The sequence below is a fragment of the Caballeronia jiangsuensis genome, assembly GCF_046030135.1.
Classification (GTDB): domain Bacteria; phylum Pseudomonadota; class Gammaproteobacteria; order Burkholderiales; family Burkholderiaceae; genus Caballeronia; species Caballeronia jiangsuensis.
This window is the reverse complement of record NZ_JAQQDB010000019.1, coordinates 75,871-95,290: the sequence shown is the minus strand read 5'-3', so window position 1 is coordinate 95,290 and position 19,420 is coordinate 75,871. Positions and strand designations below refer to the sequence as shown.

The following is a 19,420-nucleotide window of genomic DNA, read 5'->3' as shown; positions in this document are numbered from 1 at the left end:
GCCATGAACTGGTTCCGCTATGCGTCTCCGCGCAACTTCGAACGCTTCGCCGCGCGCGCGACGCCGTGGTTCGGCATCGCGTCCATCGTGTTGATCGCGACGGGGCTCGTCATCGGCCTCGCCATCGCGCCCGCCGATGCGCTGCAACGCGACATCTACCGCATCATGTTCGTGCACGTTCCCGCTGCGTGGATGTCGATGTTCATCTATCTCGTGATGGCCGCGTACAGCGCGCTGCATCTCGCGATGAACACGCGCCTCTCCGCGCTGATGGCGCGCGCGCTCGCGCCGACCGGCGCGCTCTTCACCGCGATCGCGCTGATCTCCGGCGCACTGTGGGGCAAGCCGACGTGGGGCACGTGGTGGGTCTGGGACGCACGTCTCACGTCGGAGCTGATCCTGTTCTTCCTGTACGTGGGCTTTCTCGCGCTGCATGCCGCGATCGACGGCGCGCGCCGGGCAGACCGCGCGTGCTCGGTGCTCGCGCTGATCGGCGTCGTGAATATCCCGATCATCTATTTTTCCGTGCAGTGGTGGTACACGCTGCATCAGGGGCCATCGCTCGGCTTCGGCAGCGGCGTGTCGATGAGCGCATCGATGGCATGGGGCATCGTCGTGATGAGCGCCGGATTCTGGTCGTACGCGATCGCGATATCGCTCGCGCGCGTGCGCGTCGTCATGCGCGCGGCGAATCGCGTGCCTGCGGGCGATGAACGTCCGTCGCGAATCGAGGAGCATGCCGCATGAGCACGTTCGAGTCCGTCATCGCGATGCTCGCCGCGAATCCGATTCTCTGCGCCGCGCTCGCGATCACTTTTCTGCTGATGGGCGCGGAAGCCTGGCTCGTGCTCCGCGCGCTGCGCGAACCGGCGTTGCGCCGATGAGAGCGCGCCATCGCCGCTTCGCGTTCATCGCGCTCGGCATCGCGAGCGTCGCGCTCGCGTGCGCGTTCGTGCTCGATGCGTTTCGCGCCAACGTCATGTTCTTCGTGAGCCCTAGTCAGATCGTCTCGCACGAAGCCGCGCGCACACAGCGCTTCCGGCTCGGCGGACTTGTCGAGCGCGGCTCGCTCGTGCGCGATCGCGATGGCCGCGCCGTGCGCTTCGTCGTCACGGATGCGCGCGCATCGGTGGAGGTCACGTACGCGGGCGCGCTGCCCGATCTCTTCCGCGAAGGCAGCGGCGTCGTTGCGCAAGGCACGCTCGGCGCCGATGGCCGCTTTCACGCCGACGAAGTCCTCGCGAAGCACGACGAGAACTACACGCCGCCGCAACTGGAACGCGCGCTGCGCGAAGTGCGCGCGACGGCGGACACGAGCCCGGGCGCGCGCCGATGATTCCCGAGCTCGGCCACTTCGCGCTGATTCTGGCGATGCTGCTCGCGCTCGTCGCGGGCATCGTGCCGATGCTCGGCGCGCGCTTCGGTATCGAACGATGGATGCGCGTCGCCGCGCCCGCCGCGTGCGGGCAGTTCGGCTTCGTCGCGATCGCGTTCGCCTGTCTCGCGGCATCTTTTCTGCACGACGATTTCTCGGTGATCTATGTCGTCGAGAACTCCAATTCGGCGCTTCCGGCGATCTATCGCTTCACCGCCGTCTGGGGCGGCCACGAAGGCTCGCTGCTGCTCTGGGTGCTTCTACTGACGCTCTGGATGATCGCCGTCGCCGCGTTCGGTCGCCGGCTGCCGCGACAGTTCACCGCGCGCGTGCTCGGCGTGATGAGCTGGATCGATGCGGGCTTCCTGCTGTTCATGCTGCTGACGTCGAATCCGTTCACGCGCCTCATGCCGCCCGCGATGAACGGCCGCGATCTCAATCCGCTGCTGCAGGACCCGGGCATGGTGATCCATCCGCCCTTGCTGTACATGGGCTATGTCGGCTTCTCGGTGGCTTTCGCGTTCGCGATCGCGGCGCTCCTCGACGGCAGGCTCGATGCCGCGTGGGCGCGCGCATCGCGTGCCTGGACGCTCGCCGCGTGGATGTTTCTCACGCTCGGCATCATGCTCGGCAGCGGCTGGGCGTACTACGAACTCGGCTGGGGTGGATGGTGGTTCTGGGATCCGGTGGAGAACGCGTCGTTCATGCCGTGGCTCGTCGGCACCGCGCTGGTTCATTCGCTCGCCGCCACCGCGAAGCGCGGCACATTCCGCGCGTGGAGCGCGCTGCTCGCGATCTGCGCGTTCTCGCTTGCGCTGCTCGGCACATTTCTCGTGCGCTCAGGCGTCGTGACATCGGTGCACGGATTCGCGTCCGATCCCGCGCGCGGCGTCTTCATCCTCGTGCTGCTCGCGCTTTTTTCGGGCGGCGGCCTCGCGCTCTTCGCATGGCGCGCGCCGCGCGCCGCATCGTCGCCGGAGGGATTCGAGCCGGTGTCGCGCGAAACGCTGTTGTTGTCGAACAATCTGCTGATGCTCGCGGCCGCCGCTTCGGTGATGCTCGGCACGCTCTACCCGATGATCCTCGACGCGCTCGGCCTCGACAAGATTTCCGTCGGCGCGCCGTACTTCGACAGCGTGTTCGTCCCGCTGATGGCGCCCGCCGTGTTCCTGATGGGCGTCGCGCCGCTCGCGCGCTGGAAGGCGGCGCGCCTGCCGGAGATCACGGTGCGCCTGCGCTGGGCGGCGCTCGTGAGCGTCGTGTCGGCGTTTCTGCCGGGCGTGTCGCGCCCGCTCGTGAGCCTGGGCTTCCTGCTCGCCGCGTGGACCTTCGCGACCATCGCGACGGGCATGTACCAGCGATTCGCCAGCGGCGCGCGGCGCGTGCGGCTCGCGACCATCGGCATGTGGCTCGCGCATGCGGGCGTCGGCGTGTTCATCGTCGGCGTGACGATGGTCAAGGGCTTTTCCGTCGAACACGATGCGCGGCTCGCGCCCGGCGACAGCGTCGATATCGGCGGCTATCGCGTCCGTCTCGACGATGTCCGCGCGAGCGACGGACCGAACTACCGCGCGACGCGCGCGACCATCGGCGTGACGCACGATGGCCGCGCCATCGCCACGCTGCATCCGGAGAAGCGCGAGTTCATCGTCTCGAACACGCCGACGACCGAAGCGGCCATCGATCAAGGCGTGCTGCGCGATCTCTACGTCGCGCTCGATCAGCCGGCGGGCGGCAACGCGTGGACCGTGCGCATCCAGATCAAGCCGTTCGTGCGCTGGATCTGGGGCGGCTGCATTCTGATGGCGCTCGGCGGCCTGCTCGCGGCCGCTGACCGGCGTTACATGCGGCAGCGTGCGCCGCAGTCCCGGCGCGCTGAGGCGACGCCTGCCGAAACGCCGCAAGCCCTCGGCGAGACCGGACGATGAAACGCTTCCTGATCCCGCTCGCCGTGCTGGGTCTCCTGGTCGCGGTGCTGGCGGCGGGCCTGAGACACGATCCGCGCCGGCTGCCTTCGGCGCTGATCGGCAAGCCCGCGCCCGCGTTCGATCTGCCGCGCCTCGATGCGTCCGGGCAGAAGATGTCGTCGGAAGCGTTGCGCGGACAGGTGTGGATTCTGAACGTGTGGGCGTCGTGGTGCGAGGCGTGCCGCGACGAGCATCCCGTCCTCATGAACGTCGCGGCGAGCGGCGCCGTGCCGGTGTATGGCCTGAACTACAAGGACGAGCGCGCGCCCGCGTTGCAGTGGCTGGACACGGCCGGCAATCCGTATGTCGCTACGCTGGTCGATCGCGACGGCAGCACGGGCATCGACTATGGCGTGTATGGCGTGCCGGAAACGTTCGTGATCGACCGGGCGGGCGTCGTGCGATACCGGCAGGCCGGGCCGATTACCCGCGCGTCGCTGGAGCGCGTGATTCTGCCGCTCGTCGGCAAGTTGCAGAAGGAGAATGCTCGTGATTAGGCGGATCGCGTTGCTGCTCCTCACGCTCGTGGCGTGCGTTCATGCGCAGCAATCGCCGGTCGACGAGCGCGCGCGCCGTCTCGCCGAGCATTTTCGCTGCGTCGTGTGTCAGAACCAGAGTCTTGCCGATTCGAACGCGAGTCTCGCCGCCGATCTTCGCGCGCGCATTCGCGAGCAGGTGGAGCACGGCGCGAGCGACGAACAGATCGAGTCCTACATGGTGCGCCGCTATGGCGATTTCGTTCTCTACCGGCCGCCGGTGAAGCCGGTCACATGGGCGCTGTGGTTCGGACCGTTCGCGTTGCTGGCGGCGGGCGCGGTCGCGATGGCGCGACATATTCGACGCGCGCGAGATGCCCGGCGCGAGAGGAGTCTGTCTCCATGATGGCGTTCTGGCTGATCGTCGCCGCGATGTTGACGGGCGCGCTCGCGTGCATCGTGCCGCCGCTGCTGCACGGTCCCACTCCCGGACGCGGGACCTCGCACGCGGCGCTCGCGGGCTTGCTGATCGCGCTCGTGCCGGCGTCGGCGCTGACGCTGTACATGCGTATCGGCGATCCTGCGGCGCTCGCGATCCAGGAGGCGGCCAGCGCACCGACGCGCGAACATGCGGACACGCCGGCATCGATGGAAGCGGCGGTCAGTCTTCTGGCCGCGCGATTGCAGCGCGATCCGAACGACGCGCAAGGCTGGTCGATGCTCGCGCGCTCGTACATGGTGCTCGATCGTCCCGGCGACGCGACCGAGGCTTACCGCCGCGCGGTCGCTCTGAATCCGCGCGACGCGGAACTGCGCGCCGATTACGCCGACGCCATCGCGAGCGCGAACGACGGCAATCTCGACGGCGCGACATCGAAGGTCATAGAATCCGCGCTCGCCATCGATGCGAATCAGCCGAAAGCGCTGGCGCTGGCGGCGTCGGCTGCGTTCGACCGGCGCGATTTCGCGGGTGCGATCCGGTACTGGGAGAGGTTGATGAATGTGCCGGATCTGGCGCCGGAGATCGGGCAGCAGGCCCGGAAGAATATCGACGAAACGCGCGCGCTTGCCGCGAAAGGAGCGTCGGTGAATGTGCGTGTGAGTCTGAGTGCCGAGCTCGAAAAGCGCGTTCGTCCGACGGACACGGTCTTTGTCTATGCGCTCGCCGACGATGGTTCGCGCATGCCGCTCGCGGTGCAGCGCCTGAGCGTGAGTCAGTTGCCCGCGACCGTGCGTCTCGACGATTCAATGTCGATGACGCCGGGGCGTCGGCTGTCCGATTTCTCGCGTATCAGTATCGATGCGCGGGTGTCGGCGTCGGGACAGGCGCGGCCGGCGTCGGGCGACATGATGGGGTCGAGCGGGATTGTGTCGTTGGAGGGGGCGAAGGTTGTCGAGGTGAGGATCGATGATGTGGTGCGGTGAGCGGGCATTTTTGAAGCGGGGCTCGTGGGTCACGTCGACCCACATCATCATTCCCGAGACCGTACTGCGTGCCTAGAACTTCTGACGCAAACCAACCATGACAGCCGTTGTCGCCATGCCAGGCGCGACCGGTTGACCATACGCGATCGTCTGGGTCATCGTTCCCCGGTTGTTCACGTGCCCGACCTCTCCATACACCATCGTGGCCTTCGACAGGCTGTACTCGCCGCCCGCCGCGACTTCGATGGATTTGTTCGCCGAGTTGTTGCGGTCCCTGAGGTAGTAGACGCCGCTCGTCACCCTGAACGCGGGCGTGAACAGATAGCCGAGGCCGAAGGTGTACATGTCGATGCTCACCTGATTCGAGCGTGCCGGGTTCTTGCCGTTGGTGTACGACGCCGATACCGAGAAGTCATGCAGCGTGTAGAACGCCCCGAGATAGAAGAGCCGATTGTTGGCGAGACCGGTCGGCACCGCGTTCGGCCCGGGGTTGGTGTCGTGGCCGTTGTAATAGGCAGCCGCGAGTCGCACGCCATAGTTCGAGTACTTCAGCACGGCAGACTCGCGCGTGTTGCCCTGAAAGCTCCCCGCGACGCCGCCGGGAGCGTATTCGAGCGAAGCCTTCACGCCGCCGAAGCTCGGCGTCTCGTAGATGAGTGCGTTGCTGTCGTAGAGTGCGCCGATCGGCCCGTTGGTGCTCGTGCCAGTCCAGCCCGCCGCCTGGTTCATCCCGAGCCACGACGTGAGGATGCTTCCGAACCACCTGCCGCCGCGGACGTCGGTCTCGCTCATCGCGAAGGCGAGCGGCGCGATCTGGCGCCCGGCATTGAACGAACCAAACGGCCCCGATATGCCGACGCTCGCGATCTGGTTGAATAGTCCCGTGACGCCCGGGGTATCGGTAATGCCAGCCTTGCCGGTGCCCGTATCGAAGGTCCCCTGCAGCTTGAAGTTCGCGCGATAGCCGCCACCGAGATCTTCGGTGCCGGTCAGGCCGAAATTGCTCGAGTAAATGCCGGCGTCCTTGAAGCGATACAGCTTGCCCATATTCTTCGATGCCGGATTGAACGATGCCGCCGATGTGCTTTGATACATCAGCCCCGCATCGAGCACGCCATACAGCGTCACCGATGATTGTGCCTGTGCCGCGCTGCCGATTGCAGCGCCAGCGACGGCTGCCACCCATTTCAATTTCATCTCGTCTCCCTATCTCTTTGTATTTGAATCAAACTTCATTAACGGCATGCCGCGCTATCAGGAGGCCACGGCTTCGCATTCGCTCATCGCCACCGCATACGAACGCTCGCGGTAATCGATCAGGTCGCGAATCGAAACGATCGGCAAACCATGCAGGCGTGCGAATCGAATCAATTGCGGCAAACGTGCCATGCTGCCGTCATCGTTGACGATTTCCGCGAGCACGCCGCCTTCGCGCAGACCTGCCAGACGGCACAAGTCCACCGTCGCTTCGGTGTGCCCCGGGCGACGCAGCACGCCGCCCGGCACCGAACGCAACGGGAACAGGTGGCCGGGCCGGTTGAAATCGCCGGCGCGGGCCTGCGGGTCGACCAGCGCGCGAATGGTCGTTGCACGGTCGGCCGCCGAAATGCCGGTTGTCGTGCCGTGCCGGTAGTCGACCGTCACCGTGAACGCGGTTTGCATCGAATCGTTGCCGCGCGCGACCATCATCGGAATTTGCAGCGCATCGAGCCGCTCGCCTGGCAGCGCCACGCAAAGCACGCCGCTCGTCCAGCGGACCATGAAGGCGATCGCCTCCGGCGTCGCGAGCTCCGCGGCCATGATGAGATCGCCCTCGTTTTCGCGATCTTCATCGTCGACCACCACGACGAGCGAGCCACGCCGGATGGCGGACAGCGCATCCTCGATTCGATCGATCGATATTAGTTCTTCAATTTCCATCTCTTGCATTCCTGATTAATTTGATTGGCGTCTGCGCGGCGCTGTGGATTCAGGCCGGGGGATTGCGGTCGAAGCAAACGGCACCTTCCGAAACCTGTCCCCAGGATTTCGCCGAACAACGCCACATATGCACTTGCGGCTGCACCCACGAAGGGTCATCGAGCGTGCCCGCCTTGATCGCGACGACATCTGGATTGGCGTCCAGCTCGGTGTACACCGGCGAACCGCATTTCCGGCAGAAATGGCGTTTTACGCCTGCGCCGCTTTCGCCTACATCATTGAACGTGCCGAGGGTCGATGACGCAATCTCGAAGCCCGCAGAAGGCACGACCACATTGGTCGAGAACGCACTGCCGGATTGCTTCTGGCAATGGATGCAATGGCATACCGCGCTCATCAGAGGCGCCCGCGCGGTTTCATAGCGAACGCTGCCGCACAGGCAGCCGCCCTTGATCTCGTTCATGTTTTTTCCTGATCGAAGCTGACGGCCAATGGTCCGTCAGCCCGTTGTAGAAGCCACTTGGTCGCACGAAAACGTGCAGGCAACCCAATTAAGCCGATCACGCCAGCACGTTCGCGTATTGCTGGCGCAAGGTCATTTTTTGCACCTTGCCCGTCGCGCCGAGCGGCAGTGCGTCGAGGAAAATTACTTCGTCCGGTAGCCACCACTTCGCGACCTTGTCCTCGAGATAGGCAAGAATCTCCGCCTTGTTCACGGTCTGCCCGGGCTTCGTCACGACCAACATCACTGGCCGCTCATCCCACTTCGGATGCTTGACGCCGATCACCGCCGCCATCAACACCGCCGGATGTCCGACGGCCGCGTTCTCCAGGTCGATCGAACTGATCCACTCGCCGCCGGATTTGATGACGTCTTTCACACGATCGGTGATCTGCATGTAACCGTCGGCATCGATGGTGGCGATGTCGCCGGTCGGAAACCAGCCGTCACGCAACGCGGGCTTCTCGCCCTTGAAATACGCCGCGGCAATCCACGGACCGCGAACCTCCAGTTCGCCGGCGGCCTTGCCATCGCGCGGTTGCTCGTTGCCGCTTGCATCGACGATCCGCATTTCGACGCCGAACACCGCACGCCCCTGCTTCGCGCGCTGCGCGCATTGCTGCTCGATAGTCAGGTTCGCATGCTTGGGCAGCAGGCTTCCCTGCGTGCCAAGGGGGCTCGTTTCCGTCATGCCCCACGCGTGCCGCACCTCGACGCCGAACTTTTGTGTCCATGTGCGAATCAGTGCTTCCGGCATCGCCGAGCCGCCGACCACGGTGCGCTTCATCGTCGAGAGCGAGAGATCGTGCTGCTCCATGTGTTGCGTGAGGCCGAGCCAGATGGTCGGCACGCCGGCGCTACACGTCACCCCTTCGCCCTCGATCAGCTCATACAGGCTCGCGCCGTCGAGCTTCGGACCCGGCAGCACCAGCTTGCAACCGTTCATCGCGGCCGCGTAGGGAATGCCCCATGCGTTGACGTGAAACATCGGCACCACGGGCAGGAGACAGTCATGCGCGGAGAGCGAAAGCGTATCGGGCAGGCTGACCGCGAACGTGTGGAGTATCGTCGAGCGGTGCGAGTAGAGCACGCCCTTCGGGTTGCCCGTCGTGCCCGACGTATAGCAAAGCGAGCTCGCCATGCGCTCGTCGAGTTCGGGCCAGACGAAGTCATCTTCACATGACGCCAGCAGGTCCTCGTAGCAAACGAGATTCGGAAAACGATCGTCTTTCGGCATCTCCTGCGGGCCCGCCAACAACACGTAATGGCGGATCGTCGGGCAATGCGCCGCAATCGCCTCCACCAGCGGCAGGAAGGCGCTGTCGAAGAGCAGCACTTCATCTTCCGCGTGATTGACGATATAGACGAGCTGCTCCGGATGCAGGCGCGGATTGCAGGTGTGCAGCACCGCACCGCTGCCCGACACGCCGAAGTACGCTTCCAGGTGCCGATGGTCGTTCCATGCCAGCGATGCGACACGGCTTCCGTTCTTCACCCCTAGCTGCGCGAGCGCGCGAGCCAGTTGCCGCGCCCGTCTGGCTGCATCGCGAAACGTGTACCTGTGCAACGCACCACTCTTTTCGCGCGATACGATTTCGCTATCCCCGAACTGTCGCTCGGCGTGCTCGAGCAGGGACGAAACCAGCAGCGGGCGATCCATCATCGATCCAAACATGAGATCATCCATTTCACTGAACCGGTAACTGCACGGCTTTGTATTCGAGGTATTCCTCGAGGCCGTACTTGCCGAACTCGCGGCCATTGCCCGACTGCTTGTAACCGCCGAACGGCGCAAGCAGGTTGAACGGCGCCCCGTTGATATCCACCTGACCCGTGCGAAGGCGTCGCGCCACGCGCTTCGCGCGCTCGACACCGGCCGACCACACCGCGCCGCTCAACCCGTAGACCGAATCGTTGGCGATGCGCACGGCATCGTCCTCGTCTTCATACGCAAGGATGCTCAGCACCGGGCCGAAGATTTCTTCACGGGCAATCGTCATCTTCGACGTGACATTCGCGAACACCGTCGGCTTGACGAAGAAGCCTCGCTCCAGCCCTGCGGGGGCGTCCGGGCCGCCGCTCACGAGTTCGGCGCCCTCTTCCAGGCCCTTGCGGATATAGTCCCGCACGCGCTGCCGCTGCAGCGCCGAGATGACCGGGCCGATCTGGGTCTGTTCGTTCAGAGGACTGCCTACTTTCATGCCGCCGACCACTTGAGCGGCGATCTTCTTAACCTCTTCCATGCGCGCTTTCGGCACCAGCATGCGTGTATGAGCGAAGCAGGTCTGGCCGTTGTTGAGAAAGCACGCGTTGATCGCGCCGGGAACCGCAGTGGCGAAATCGGCATCGTCGAGGATGATCGCGGCGGACTTGCCTCCCAGTTCGAGCGCAACCCGCTTGACGGTCTGCGCCGCCAGTTCGGTGACCCGACGGCCCGCGCCCGTCGAACCCGTGAACGACACCATGTCGACCTCGGGATGCGACACCAGCGCCTCACCGACGACCGGACCGAAACCCGGCACCATGTTGAATACGCCCGCCGGCAAGCCTTCCTCGTGAATCACCTCGGCGAGAAGATAGGCCGTGAGCGGCGCCACTTCCGACGGCTTGAGCACGACGGTGCAGCCCGCGGCCAGCGCCGGCGCGACCTTGGCCGCGATCAGGGTGAGCGGGTAATTCCACGGCGTGATGCAGGCCACCACACCGATGGGTTCGCGCAGCACTTCGGAGTTGCCCACGGTTTCGGCAAACTCAAAGCTGCCGAGCAACTGCGCGGCCACCGCGAAATGTCCGATCGCCGCGCCGGTCTGCGCAAACTGCGACCAGCCGATCGGCGTGCCGACTTCGTCGCTGACGAGTTGCGCCACTTCCGCGGCGCGGGCTTCGAGGCCCTGTGCGATTTTGGCGATCCATTCGGCACGCTGCCCCGGCGTGGTTTGCGACCAATGGTCGAACGCAGCGCGCGCGGCGCACACGGCGTGATGGGCATCGGTTTCGTCGCCGAGGCGCACGCGTCCGATGACGTCTTCCGTGGAGGCATTGGTCACATCGGCATATTCGCTACCGTGCGGATCGATCCATTTGCCGTTGATATAAACCCGATCGAAAATTTTCACGGTTCCTACTCCTCAATTAACCTGGTTATCGAGATATCGATTTTTTAGAGCGCACGAAGCCCCGCCCGGCTTTCGCCGTGCGCGTGCTTCGTGACATAGACAGTGTTGTTTGGTTCGCTACCGACCGCGTAGCATCAGCGGCCCGGCGCGCCGGCTTTCGAGGCCGCTTGCCCGATGGAGGCAACGGACTCGGGCTGCCAGTCGGCCGCGTTCTTCAGCGTGTTGCGATACGACGCGAAGCCGAATCGGAAGATGAGTGCAGCGATCATGCCGCATGAGAAGCAGAGGATTCCGATCGAACGCCCGACCGCGCTCGGATCGCGGAACAGGTGGTCAGTCAGCATACCTATGGCGACCGGGCCGCAGCCCGCGCCCAGCAAGTTCACAAAGCCCGTATAAAGCGCTGCGAACTGGCCGCGCATGGGGCTTGGGGCAACTTCCTGAACTGCCAGCGGCCCGGCGGCAAACATGAAGCCCGTGAAGCAAGTCGTCAATGCCATGAAGACGAGCGCCAGATTTGCGCTTGGCATGCTCACCATGCCGGCAGCCGACACAGCGATGCCGAGACTGCCCGTCAGGGCAACGCGAAGGTAGCCGTGAGGCACGCCGCGACGCGTCCAGAAGCCGCCGAGCCAGCCACCGAACATGGCGCTGAGCGGACCGATCACAGCCAGGAGCACGCCCAGCACCGCGCCGATTTGCGGGTACTTCCAGCCAAATTCACGCACGAAGTACGTCGGCACCCAGGCGGCCCAACCGTACACACAGGCATAAAAAAAGCCTGCGCCGATCATGAGCGACACCAGCGTCCTCAAGTTCCCGGCAATGTAGCGCTTGACCACGGCGACTGGTACGGCCTCGCGCAGTTGCGCATTCGTGTCGTCGGCGGAAGAGCGAATTCCGGAATCGCGGCGTGCATTTCTGGGTTCCGGCACAGCCAGCATCATCAGGGCAACGATCAGACCGGGCAGACCCAGGACCATGAGGGTAGCCTGCCACGGATGGAGCGCACCTAGCCAGGGCAGCACAGGAGGCGCAGCGGTGAACACGCCGAGAATCAACCCGCCGACGATCAGCCCTGCGCCGGAGCCGAACGATCCGCTCGCACCGAACAGGCTCATGGGACGACCACGCCGGCCGGCCGGGAACAGATCGGCGATGAGGGATATGGCTCCCGGAATCAGGACAGCTTCGCCAACCGCTACACCGACGCGGGCGAGCAGCAGATGCCAGTACTCGGTCGCGATGCCGCCGGCGGCGGTCGCGAGACTCCACAGGGCGATGCCGATCGCAATGATCAAACGCCGGTCGCCGCGATCGATGATGCGGGCAATCGGCAGTCCCATCAGCGCATAAAACACTGCGAACGTGAAGCCGTGCAGCGTGCCTATCAGCGTGTCGTTGACATGCAATGTCTGCTGAATCGGGCCTACCAGCAGCGTGAGGATCTGCCGATCCATGATGGAAAAAATGTAGGCAACCAGCAACACGCTGACCGCATACCAGGAACGGCCCGCACTAGTACTTGAAACTTCCCGGCAACCAGCATACTTGTCCTGGCCCGGTTCAATTGTCTCTGCTCTCATGCTTGTCTCCCCTTCACTGGATCGCCTGATTTTGTTATTGGCGATCAGTCGGGTTAATTAAGTATCAGTCTGGCGATTATCACGACGCGTGGATGAACGCGACTTTCGGTGGATTTGAATCCTAGCTGGGACGCCGGCAAGTCATGCCGTGTCGGACGCTACGGGATCGTTCCAAAGATTGTTCGCCCGCCAGAAATGATCTTTCTGCCAATGATCAGGCAGCGTCGCTGCCGTCGAACGGATGACGCGCTTCAGCAACAGCGTCATGACTTGCGCCTCGCGGTAGTCGAGGTCACGTTCCGCATCGCTCTGCGCCGCCTTGGCGATGGCCAGCAACTCGAAAACGTAGGTGCGGCCCGTTTCGGTGAAGCACACCACGCTCTCGCCGTCCCCGTTCACTCCGAGCGTAAGGAGACCGCGCTCCACGAGCTTGTGAATATCGCCGTCCGACACGCGTGAGCCGGAAATCGACACGAGTCGATCGAGTTCCGCAACCGTTCTTCCATCGCCCATGCTCAGCACGGTCAGAATGTCGTAGTCGATATCGCGCAGGCCATTGCTGCGCAGGTTCTGCCTGACCGGCATCAGTAATTGATAATAGGCGCGAGCCAGCAAAAAGCCGAGCCAGCCGTTACCGAAGCTCGAATTCGCGTCGGCGACGTCCTCAGCCTTCTTCATCACCAAACCGTAGTTCCCTCCGTGAAAAACCAGTGGCGGCTGCTCGAAGCTGTCGAAGTTCGTGACTTCTCCAACGAAGATGACGTGGTCGCCTCCTTCGTATTGGTGAACGACGCGGCATTCGAACCGTGCCGAGCAGCCTTCGAGCAGCGGGACGCCGCCATCGCCGCGTGCGAGCTTGCAGCCCGCGAACTTGTCGGTTCCGCTCTTCGCGAACTGATTCGACAGGCGTTCCTGATCAGCCGCCAGGATATGCACCGCGAAATGCGCGGTGGCCGCAAAGACCGGCAAGCTGGAAGATTTCTTTCCGAGGCTCCAGAGAACCATGGGCGGGTCCATCGAAACGGAGTTGAAGCTGTTCGCCGTCAATCCGTAGTCTTTTCCGTCCTCACCTTTCGTGGTGACGATCGTAACGCCCGTGGTAAATGAACCGAGGGCTTTACGAAATTGCTTGGCATCGACTGCCGTAGTCATATCTGTCTCCGTCTCTATGTCCCGGCCGATTAGTTGTTTTGATCATGCGGACCGGGACTGTAATGTCTTGCTTCGATGTGCTTTCGTTACCGCGTCAGCAGCGGCATGACCAAACGTCCGAAGCGCTCGGCTTCTTCGTGGTGCGGGTAGCCCGACAGGCAGAATCCGCTGCAACCCGCGTCGACGAACTCCAGGAGCTGCGCGGCCACCTGCTGCGGATTGCCAACTACAGCGACGCCCGCACCGGGACGCACTTCGGTGATGCCGGTCCACAGATGAGGCGTCATCTTGCTGCCGACCGTCTGCGCCAGTTCACGTTGACGCTGGTTGGCGACCGAATTCATGTTCGCGCTCAGATTCGTGGCCTGGTCCTTCCAGCCCTGCGCGCCTTCGATCAATCGATTCGCCGCTTCCCATGCTTCGTCTTCGGTCTCGCGACAAACGACCTGCAAGCGCATGGCGAAACGCAACTCGTCTTCACGGCCGTACTTCGCGGCACGGGCACGCATCTCCTTGATCTGCTCGGCGATGCGCTCCGGATAATCGCCCCAGAAAAGATGCACGGCCGAATGGCGGGCAGAAATCTCGGCTGCCTGTTCCGAACCGCCGCCGAGGAAGATCGGCGGATGCGGGTGCTGCACGGGCTTCGGAATGATCAGCGGCTTATCGACCTTGTAGTACTTGCCGGAATACTCGACCTGCTCTTCCGACAGCAGCTTCTTGATGATGACGACCTCTTCTTCGAGCTGCTCGTAACGCGCCTCTTTAGAACCGAGTTGCCCTTCGGCAATGGCGTCTTTTTCACTCAAGCCGGCAATCAGGTTGATGTAGATGCGCCCGTTCGACATCTGATCGAAGGACGAGATCATCTTGGCCTGAGCGACCGGATGAATGAAGCCGGGCTTGACCGCGATAAGGGCCTTGATCTTCGAAGTGCGGCTGACGACGAACGACGCCGCTACCCATGCATCCCAGCAATACGGGGTGACCGGCACCAGCATGTAGTCGAAACCCGCATTCTCGGCGGCACGCGTGACGCGCTCGAAGTGCTCCATCGACTGAGGAAAGGCCTTGGACGGATCGCCGAATGCGCTCGTGTCGCCGAGCGTGGGGCAGAACCAGCCCATCGAGAGAGGGACTGCGTGACTCATGTGTGTCTCCTTGTTGTGTTTGCTCAATGCCTACATAACATCAGCGACACAAACATAAGTAAAATGAAGTGTTCTAATTTGTCACATGCACACGATTAATACCCGATTGCCCGCATGGAAATGCGCACGATGAGCCGCGTGGGAGCAAGGGAAATCACTGATGTCGGGAATGAGCTCGAGCGCAGGCGCAAGGCCCGTCGAGGTCGCGTTATCCCTTAGCTGAAGTGGCGAGTGAAGCGCGAAGGGGAAACTGCTCGAGCTGTCGAAGTCGAGCACGTTCGCCCTGCGTGAGTGTCGTCCGCCTCACGCTACGGAAACGACGAACCGGATCTGATCCAGGAACCACGCGTGCGCGGGATCCGCGTCGAATCGTCTATGCCACGACATGAACAGCGGAGACGTGTCGAAGGCGATGGGGGGCTCGTGCACACTCAGTTCGAACAGTTCTGCGAATGTGCCGGCCATGCGGCTGGGGACATTGCAGATGAATCCCGTTCTGGCGGCGACCATCGGCATTGCCATGAAGTTCTGCACCACCGCACCGATTTGCCGCTGCAAACCGCGTTGCGCGAGCGTCTGATCGACGATCGATCCCTGTCGATCCGGTAACCGGATCACCACGTGAGGCCGCTTCAGATACAAGGCAAGAGGAAACCGCGGCTTGCTCAGGTTTTCGCGCTTCCAGACGAGGGTGAGCAGGTCGATCTGCGCGAGGGTCTCGTCATGAATTCCCATCTCCTTGACGGGCTGACCACTGATAACCGCATCGAGATCGCCTGACTCCAGACGCTGGTACGCGAGCCCTTCTTCCGGGACAGGTCCCAGCCGAACGACGATGCCGGGCGCCTGCTGCCGGATATGTTCGACCAACTCGGGAATGAACGAAAACTCCACCAGATCGCCCGCCGCGATGTTGAATTCTCTTCGGGCCAGCGAGGGAACAAATGTTTCCTCATCTCGAAGGGCGCCATAGATCTTTTCGAGTGCTTCTCTGACGGGGCCTATCAGTGCCTCGCTTCGCGAAGTGGGCACCAAGCCACCTTTCGCGTTCACGAACAGTTCGTCGCCGGTTGCGTCACGCAAGCGACGCAACGCATGGCTGACCGCAGGCTGTGTCAATGCCAGCCGATCGCTTGCTCGCGTCACGCTTCGGGTGTCCCAAAGCATCATGAAGACTGCAAGCAGATTCAGGTCCAACGACTTGGTATTAGCTTGGCGCATAGTGACAACGATAGTACTTCATTTCACTTTTGCACCAAAGGCTATTCGCGACTCGCAATAAACGCCACGACGAGGTTACGTCGATTTTTACTGTTTTCGTTTCATCGACGTTTTTTTGAATGTCTTAGTAAATGACCGAGGTGGTGTCTAAGTTCGACGCTTCGATTGGCATACGCCGAGTGGAACTTTCCCTTTGTCCGTTTCATCGCAGCCAAGCCTTTTTGTGGCCGCCCCCGCCCGGCTCCTTCTCGTCGTGCATTGACTGTGATATTGATGAACAAAGCTTCAGTTCACCACCAGCGTATTCGTTTGTGGCGTGTAGCAAGAATGAACATAAACGCTCAGAGGCACCGATTACTGACGGTAGTCAACGAGCGATCCTTGGGGGGTTTCGACCGCGATGAAGGCCAATCTCACGCTTCTTGGCGTTCTTCTGTCATTCATTCCTTCTTCTGGCTTTGCCCATGCGTCCACCGAAACGGTGGACAAAATCGCAGACTGGCTAGCCATCTTCGTTATTAGCGTTGTGCCGGTGGCGTGTGTAGTGATCCTTTTACTCATTCACGTGCTGCCCGAAAAAATTGCGGAGAGGCGTCATCATCCGCAGAAAGAAGCAATCCAGATGTTGTGCTTTCTCTCACTGGTATTCGGCGGCCTCCTTTGGCCGATTGCATGGCTCTGGACGTATTTCAAACCGCTTGGCTATCGCATGGCTTACGGCACCGATAAGCATGATGACTTCTTCTTCGAAGCCGTCCACCGGGCAAGGCTCGGCACACTACCCAGCGATGAGCTGGGCTATATCCTCGGCGAACTCGACAGCATCGCAGCTCGACGCATTCTGCCGCCGGAACTGCGGCGCGCCCGCGACGAACTAGAGGCGCTTCAGTCTAATGCTCCACCGCCTGCACACAACTCCAAGGGAGCAGGAGAAGCCTGATGGAAATCCTACTTCTTGCCATCTACGCGACGATCGCGTGGCTCATTTTCGGAAAGTTCAGGTGGCTGCCCTGGAATATCGTTACCGGTTCGATCACGATCGTCCTGCCGATCATCGCGCTCACCATCCTGATTCTGACGCTTAACGTTGTCGCACCTGCATCGGAAGACGTGCGCGTCATCCGCTACGTAGTGCAAATCGTTCCGCAGGTGCGCGGCCGTGTCGTCGAGGTGCCGATCACGGGCAACACGCCCATCAAAAAGGGCGACGTGCTCTTCAAGATCGATCCGACGCCCTTCAACCTGCAAGTGAAGGCGCTCGAAGCGCAGCTCGTGAACGCGCAGGGTTCAGCGAAGAAGCTCAACGAAGACCTTTCCGCCGCCACCGCGAAGAGCGATGCCGTGCGCGCGCAAATCGATCTCGCGAAGCGGCGCGTATCGGAGAACCGTCAGCTTGTCGATCATGGCGCCGGCGATCGTTTCGCGCTCGAGCAAGCGGAGGCAAACCTCAAGTCGCTGCAGGCCGACCTCGCCGCCGCACGCGCACAGGAAGCGCAGGTGCGCGCGGTACTGAACGCGACCGTCGACAACGATCAGGCCGAAGTCGCGCAGATTCGCGCGCAGCTCGAATCCGCGCGATGGGATCTCTCGCAGACGACGGTCGTCGCACCGGCCAACGGCGTCGCGATCAATCTGCAGTTGCGGCCGGGCTCGATCGTGACGCCGCTTCTTCAGAACCCGGCGCTGAGCTTTGTCGAGGACGATTATCAGGTGATCGCTCTGTTCGCACAGAACGAATTGCGGATGGTTGTCCCTGGCGACGAAGCCGAGATCGCGCTTCAGACGATTCCGGGGAAGGTGCTGAAAGCGCACGTGGTATCGGTGGTGTGGGCGCAGGGCCAGGGTCAACTCACACCGAGCGGCACGCTTCCGATTACCGGCACGGAACCGACGCCGGCCGCGCGTTTCGCGGTGCGGCTGCGCCTCGACGATAGGGAGCGTGACGTCTTCCTCGCCGCCGGTGCGCGTGGACATGCGGCAATCTACACAGACCATATCGAGGAGATCCAGATTCTGCGCAAGGTGATCATCCGGGTTGGCGCGTATATCAACTACCTCGTGCTGAAGGTGTGACGGTGCGCACGCGCTGCTTTCTCCTGATCGCGTTGCTGCTCGGTGCTGGCGGCGGCTGCTCGCTGAAGAACCCGCCGGATGCCGCGGACATCCGGCGCGACAGCCTGAGCAACGCGCACGTCCCCGCGGCGTGGACCGCGCAGGGCGCCACGTCTGGTCTCGTGCGCGCCGACTGGATCGACACTTTCGGCGATCCTGCCTTGAACTCGCTCGTGGAAGAGGCGATCGCGTATAACGCGAACCTGCGGGTTGCGGCCGCGCGCGTTGCGCAGGCGGCCGCCCTCGTCAAGGTGGCAGGCGGTGAGCTCTATCCGGCGGCGAGCTTTCTCGCCCGGCCGGGCGGCAAGCTCGGCGGTGACGGCTCGGGACTCAAGGGCTGGCTCGTATCGGCTTCGTGGGAAATCGATCTGTGGGGACGCGTACGCTACGGCGCGCGCGCGGCCGAGGATCAATATGCCTCTGCACAAGCCGATGCCGATTACGCTCGCCAGTCGATCGCCGCGTTGGTCGTGAAGGCATGGTTCGGTGCAATCGAAGCGCAGATGCAATATGCCATTGCCAACGACATGGTTCGCCACGCCGATGCATTGCGCGACCTGGCAGGACATCGCCTGCGCATCGGCAAAGGCTCGCAGATCGAGGTGACGAGTGCGCAGGCGGCGGTGCAGTCGTATCGCGATACCGCGCGGCAGTTGAGGCTCGCACGCGAGCAGTCGCTGCGCGCGCTGGAGCTGCTGCTCGGACGTTATCCGGCGGCCGAAGTTGCGGTCCCTGCCAGCCTCGGTCCGCTGCCGCCGGTGCTGCCCACGGGGGTTCCCGCCGATTTGCTCGAGCGTCGACCGGACATAGTGGCTGCGCAGCGGAGGATATCGGCCGCATTCGATCTCGCGCGCCAGGCCGATGCCGCGCGGCTGCCACGCGTCACACTGAGCGCAGGTCTTCTGAGTGTGTCGAGCGAGTTGTTTCTGCTCGCCGATCGTGACAACCCGAGCTGGAGCGTCGGCGCAGGCATCCTGTTGCCGCTTTTCCGTGGCGGCGCTTTGAAGGCTCAGGCGGAATATCGAACCGCGGAACAGGATCAGGCGCTCGCCGGCTATGGACAGGTCGCGTTGCAGGCCTTCGGCGAAGTGGAAAATGCGCTTGCCGCCGAGAGTGCGCTGCGCGAGCGGGAGACCATCCTCGCGCGCGCGGTTTCGGACAACGCAAAGCTCTTCGATTTGCAGCAGGTGCGCTACAGGATCGGCTCGGGGGATCTCGTCGCGGTGACTCAACAGGAACTCGCCTACGCGTCATCACGGTCCGGGCTGGTGCGCGTGCAGAGCGAAGAGCGCATGCAACTCGCGAATCTGTATCTGGCGCTCGGCGGCGGGATTGATGCGGCGTCGAATGGTGTCGATACGGGAGGCGCTTCGACTGCGGATGCGCGATAGGTCGGTGTCGGCGCGCGATACCGGAC

The 19,420-nt window shown here is 63.0% G+C and carries 19 protein-coding genes; 10 read left to right on the top strand and 9 right to left on the bottom strand.

Going from position 1 to position 19,420, the window contains the following annotated elements:
- Positions 1–3 precede the first annotated feature (3 nt).
- Genes ccmC through PQR08_RS20985 form a run of 7 tightly spaced genes read left to right on the top strand, consistent with a single transcriptional unit; the run spans position 4 to position 5,243 of the window.
- On the top strand, positions 4–747 hold the full coding sequence (gene ccmC, locus PQR08_RS21015) for a heme ABC transporter permease CcmC (RefSeq protein WP_250484355.1): 744 nt from the start codon (positions 4–6) through the stop codon (positions 745–747).
- Entirely contained in the window at positions 744–884 is a 141-nt protein-coding gene (locus tag PQR08_RS21010) for a hypothetical protein (protein ID WP_238292867.1), read from the top strand. Before ccmC ends, PQR08_RS21010 begins: the two co-directional genes overlap by 4 nt.
- The gene (gene ccmE, locus PQR08_RS21005; protein WP_250484354.1) at positions 881–1,336 is read left to right on the top strand and encodes a cytochrome c maturation protein CcmE; all 456 of its coding nucleotides are present in this window, start codon (positions 881–883) and stop codon (positions 1,334–1,336) included. Before PQR08_RS21010 ends, ccmE begins: the two co-directional genes overlap by 4 nt.
- Positions 1,333–3,303, top strand: coding sequence for a heme lyase CcmF/NrfE family subunit (locus PQR08_RS21000; protein WP_250484353.1), 1,971 nt, complete (start codon positions 1,333–1,335; stop codon positions 3,301–3,303). Before ccmE ends, PQR08_RS21000 begins: the two co-directional genes overlap by 4 nt.
- On the top strand, positions 3,300–3,839 hold the full coding sequence (locus PQR08_RS20995) for a DsbE family thiol:disulfide interchange protein (RefSeq protein ID WP_250484352.1): 540 nt from the start codon (positions 3,300–3,302) through the stop codon (positions 3,837–3,839). The genes PQR08_RS21000 and PQR08_RS20995 overlap by 4 nt, the downstream gene beginning before the upstream one ends.
- Positions 3,826–4,224, top strand: coding sequence for a cytochrome c-type biogenesis protein (locus PQR08_RS20990; RefSeq protein ID WP_284509011.1), 399 nt, complete (start codon positions 3,826–3,828; stop codon positions 4,222–4,224). The genes PQR08_RS20995 and PQR08_RS20990 overlap by 14 nt, the downstream gene beginning before the upstream one ends.
- Positions 4,221–5,243: a tetratricopeptide repeat protein gene (locus PQR08_RS20985; protein WP_250484350.1), complete on the top strand. Its 1,023-nt coding sequence runs from the start codon at positions 4,221–4,223 to the stop codon at positions 5,241–5,243. The genes PQR08_RS20990 and PQR08_RS20985 overlap by 4 nt, the downstream gene beginning before the upstream one ends.
- Positions 5,244–5,315: 72 nt before the next feature.
- Here the strand turns inward: PQR08_RS20985 and PQR08_RS20980 are convergent, their stop codons facing one another.
- The 9 genes from PQR08_RS20980 to PQR08_RS20940 form a co-directional block, all read right to left on the bottom strand.
- Positions 5,316–6,440 carry a porin gene (locus tag PQR08_RS20980; RefSeq protein ID WP_250484349.1) on the bottom strand — a complete coding sequence of 375 codons (1,125 nt, stop codon included), beginning with the start codon at positions 6,438–6,440 and terminating at the stop codon, positions 5,316–5,318.
- Positions 6,441–6,497: 57 nt separating this feature from the next.
- Complete coding sequence (ribB, locus tag PQR08_RS20975) at positions 6,498–7,163, bottom strand: 3,4-dihydroxy-2-butanone-4-phosphate synthase (protein ID WP_250484348.1); 666 nt, start codon at positions 7,161–7,163, stop codon at positions 6,498–6,500.
- 49 nt (positions 7,164–7,212) lie between these two features.
- Complete coding sequence (locus PQR08_RS20970; protein WP_250484347.1) at positions 7,213–7,626, bottom strand: GFA family protein; 414 nt, start codon at positions 7,624–7,626, stop codon at positions 7,213–7,215.
- A gap of 97 nt (positions 7,627–7,723) precedes the next feature.
- Positions 7,724–9,340: a 3-(methylthio)propionyl-CoA ligase gene (locus PQR08_RS20965; RefSeq protein ID WP_250484346.1), complete on the bottom strand. Its 1,617-nt coding sequence runs from the start codon at positions 9,338–9,340 to the stop codon at positions 7,724–7,726.
- Between the two features lie 13 nt (positions 9,341–9,353).
- The gene (locus PQR08_RS20960; protein WP_408162227.1) at positions 9,354–10,781 is read right to left on the bottom strand and encodes an aldehyde dehydrogenase family protein; all 1,428 of its coding nucleotides are present in this window, start codon (positions 10,779–10,781) and stop codon (positions 9,354–9,356) included.
- A 134-nt stretch (positions 10,782–10,915) separates the two neighbouring features.
- Complete coding sequence (locus PQR08_RS20955; RefSeq protein WP_250484344.1) at positions 10,916–12,367, bottom strand: spinster family MFS transporter; 1,452 nt, start codon at positions 12,365–12,367, stop codon at positions 10,916–10,918.
- Between the two features lie 141 nt (positions 12,368–12,508).
- Complete coding sequence (locus PQR08_RS20950; protein ID WP_250484343.1) at positions 12,509–13,519, bottom strand: flavin reductase; 1,011 nt, start codon at positions 13,517–13,519, stop codon at positions 12,509–12,511.
- A gap of 86 nt (positions 13,520–13,605) precedes the next feature.
- The gene (locus PQR08_RS20945; protein WP_238292892.1) at positions 13,606–14,670 is read right to left on the bottom strand and encodes an LLM class flavin-dependent oxidoreductase; all 1,065 of its coding nucleotides are present in this window, start codon (positions 14,668–14,670) and stop codon (positions 13,606–13,608) included.
- 303 nt (positions 14,671–14,973) lie between these two features.
- Entirely contained in the window at positions 14,974–15,867 is an 894-nt protein-coding gene (locus PQR08_RS20940; RefSeq protein ID WP_250484342.1) for a LysR family transcriptional regulator, read from the bottom strand.
- Positions 15,868–16,291: 424 nt separating this feature from the next.
- Here PQR08_RS20940 and PQR08_RS20935 point away from each other — a divergent pair, with 424 nt between their 5' ends.
- From PQR08_RS20935 to PQR08_RS20925, 3 genes are read left to right on the top strand one after another with little or no spacing between them, the layout of a single operon-like run.
- A complete protein-coding gene (locus PQR08_RS20935; protein ID WP_250484341.1) occupies positions 16,292–16,831 on the top strand; it encodes a DUF3302 domain-containing protein in 540 nt (179 codons plus the stop codon).
- Positions 16,831–17,964 (top strand): HlyD family secretion protein, encoded by a 1,134-nt coding sequence (locus tag PQR08_RS20930; protein ID WP_250484340.1) that lies wholly within the window; start codon positions 16,831–16,833, stop codon positions 17,962–17,964. Before PQR08_RS20935 ends, PQR08_RS20930 begins: the two co-directional genes overlap by 1 nt.
- Before the next feature lie 2 nt (positions 17,965–17,966).
- Positions 17,967–19,394: an efflux transporter outer membrane subunit gene (locus tag PQR08_RS20925; RefSeq protein ID WP_250484339.1), complete on the top strand. Its 1,428-nt coding sequence runs from the start codon at positions 17,967–17,969 to the stop codon at positions 19,392–19,394.
- Positions 19,395–19,420: the final 26 nt, after the last annotated feature.

Bases quoted from the DNA above. Each gene is read 5' to 3' on its own strand.
- PQR08_RS20950 (WP_250484343.1), bottom strand. From the start codon at position 13,519: ATGACTACGGCAGTCGATGCCAAGCAATTTCGTAAAGCCCTCGGTTCA.
- PQR08_RS20945 (WP_238292892.1), bottom strand. From the start codon at position 14,670: ATGAGTCACGCAGTCCCTCTCTCGATGGGCTGGTTCTGCCCCACGCTC.
- ccmE (WP_250484354.1), top strand. From the start codon at position 881: ATGAGAGCGCGCCATCGCCGCTTCGCGTTCATCGCGCTCGGCATCGCG.
- PQR08_RS21010 (WP_238292867.1), top strand. From the start codon at position 744: ATGAGCACGTTCGAGTCCGTCATCGCGATGCTCGCCGCGAATCCGATT.
- PQR08_RS21000 (WP_250484353.1), top strand. From the start codon at position 1,333: ATGATTCCCGAGCTCGGCCACTTCGCGCTGATTCTGGCGATGCTGCTC.
- PQR08_RS20955 (WP_250484344.1), bottom strand. From the start codon at position 12,367: ATGAGAGCAGAGACAATTGAACCGGGCCAGGACAAGTATGCTGGTTGC.
- PQR08_RS20970 (WP_250484347.1), bottom strand. From the start codon at position 7,626: ATGAACGAGATCAAGGGCGGCTGCCTGTGCGGCAGCGTTCGCTATGAA.
- PQR08_RS20990 (WP_284509011.1), top strand. From the start codon at position 3,826: ATGCTCGTGATTAGGCGGATCGCGTTGCTGCTCCTCACGCTCGTGGCG.
- ccmC (WP_250484355.1), top strand. From the start codon at position 4: ATGAACTGGTTCCGCTATGCGTCTCCGCGCAACTTCGAACGCTTCGCC.
- PQR08_RS20995 (WP_250484352.1), top strand. From the start codon at position 3,300: ATGAAACGCTTCCTGATCCCGCTCGCCGTGCTGGGTCTCCTGGTCGCG.
- ribB (WP_250484348.1), bottom strand. From the start codon at position 7,163: ATGGAAATTGAAGAACTAATATCGATCGATCGAATCGAGGATGCGCTG.
- PQR08_RS20985 (WP_250484350.1), top strand. From the start codon at position 4,221: ATGATGGCGTTCTGGCTGATCGTCGCCGCGATGTTGACGGGCGCGCTC.
- PQR08_RS20965 (WP_250484346.1), bottom strand. From the start codon at position 9,340: ATGTTTGGATCGATGATGGATCGCCCGCTGCTGGTTTCGTCCCTGCTC.
- PQR08_RS20935 (WP_250484341.1), top strand. From the start codon at position 16,292: ATGAAGGCCAATCTCACGCTTCTTGGCGTTCTTCTGTCATTCATTCCT.
- PQR08_RS20980 (WP_250484349.1), bottom strand. From the start codon at position 6,440: ATGAAATTGAAATGGGTGGCAGCCGTCGCTGGCGCTGCAATCGGCAGC.
- PQR08_RS20930 (WP_250484340.1), top strand. From the start codon at position 16,831: ATGGAAATCCTACTTCTTGCCATCTACGCGACGATCGCGTGGCTCATT.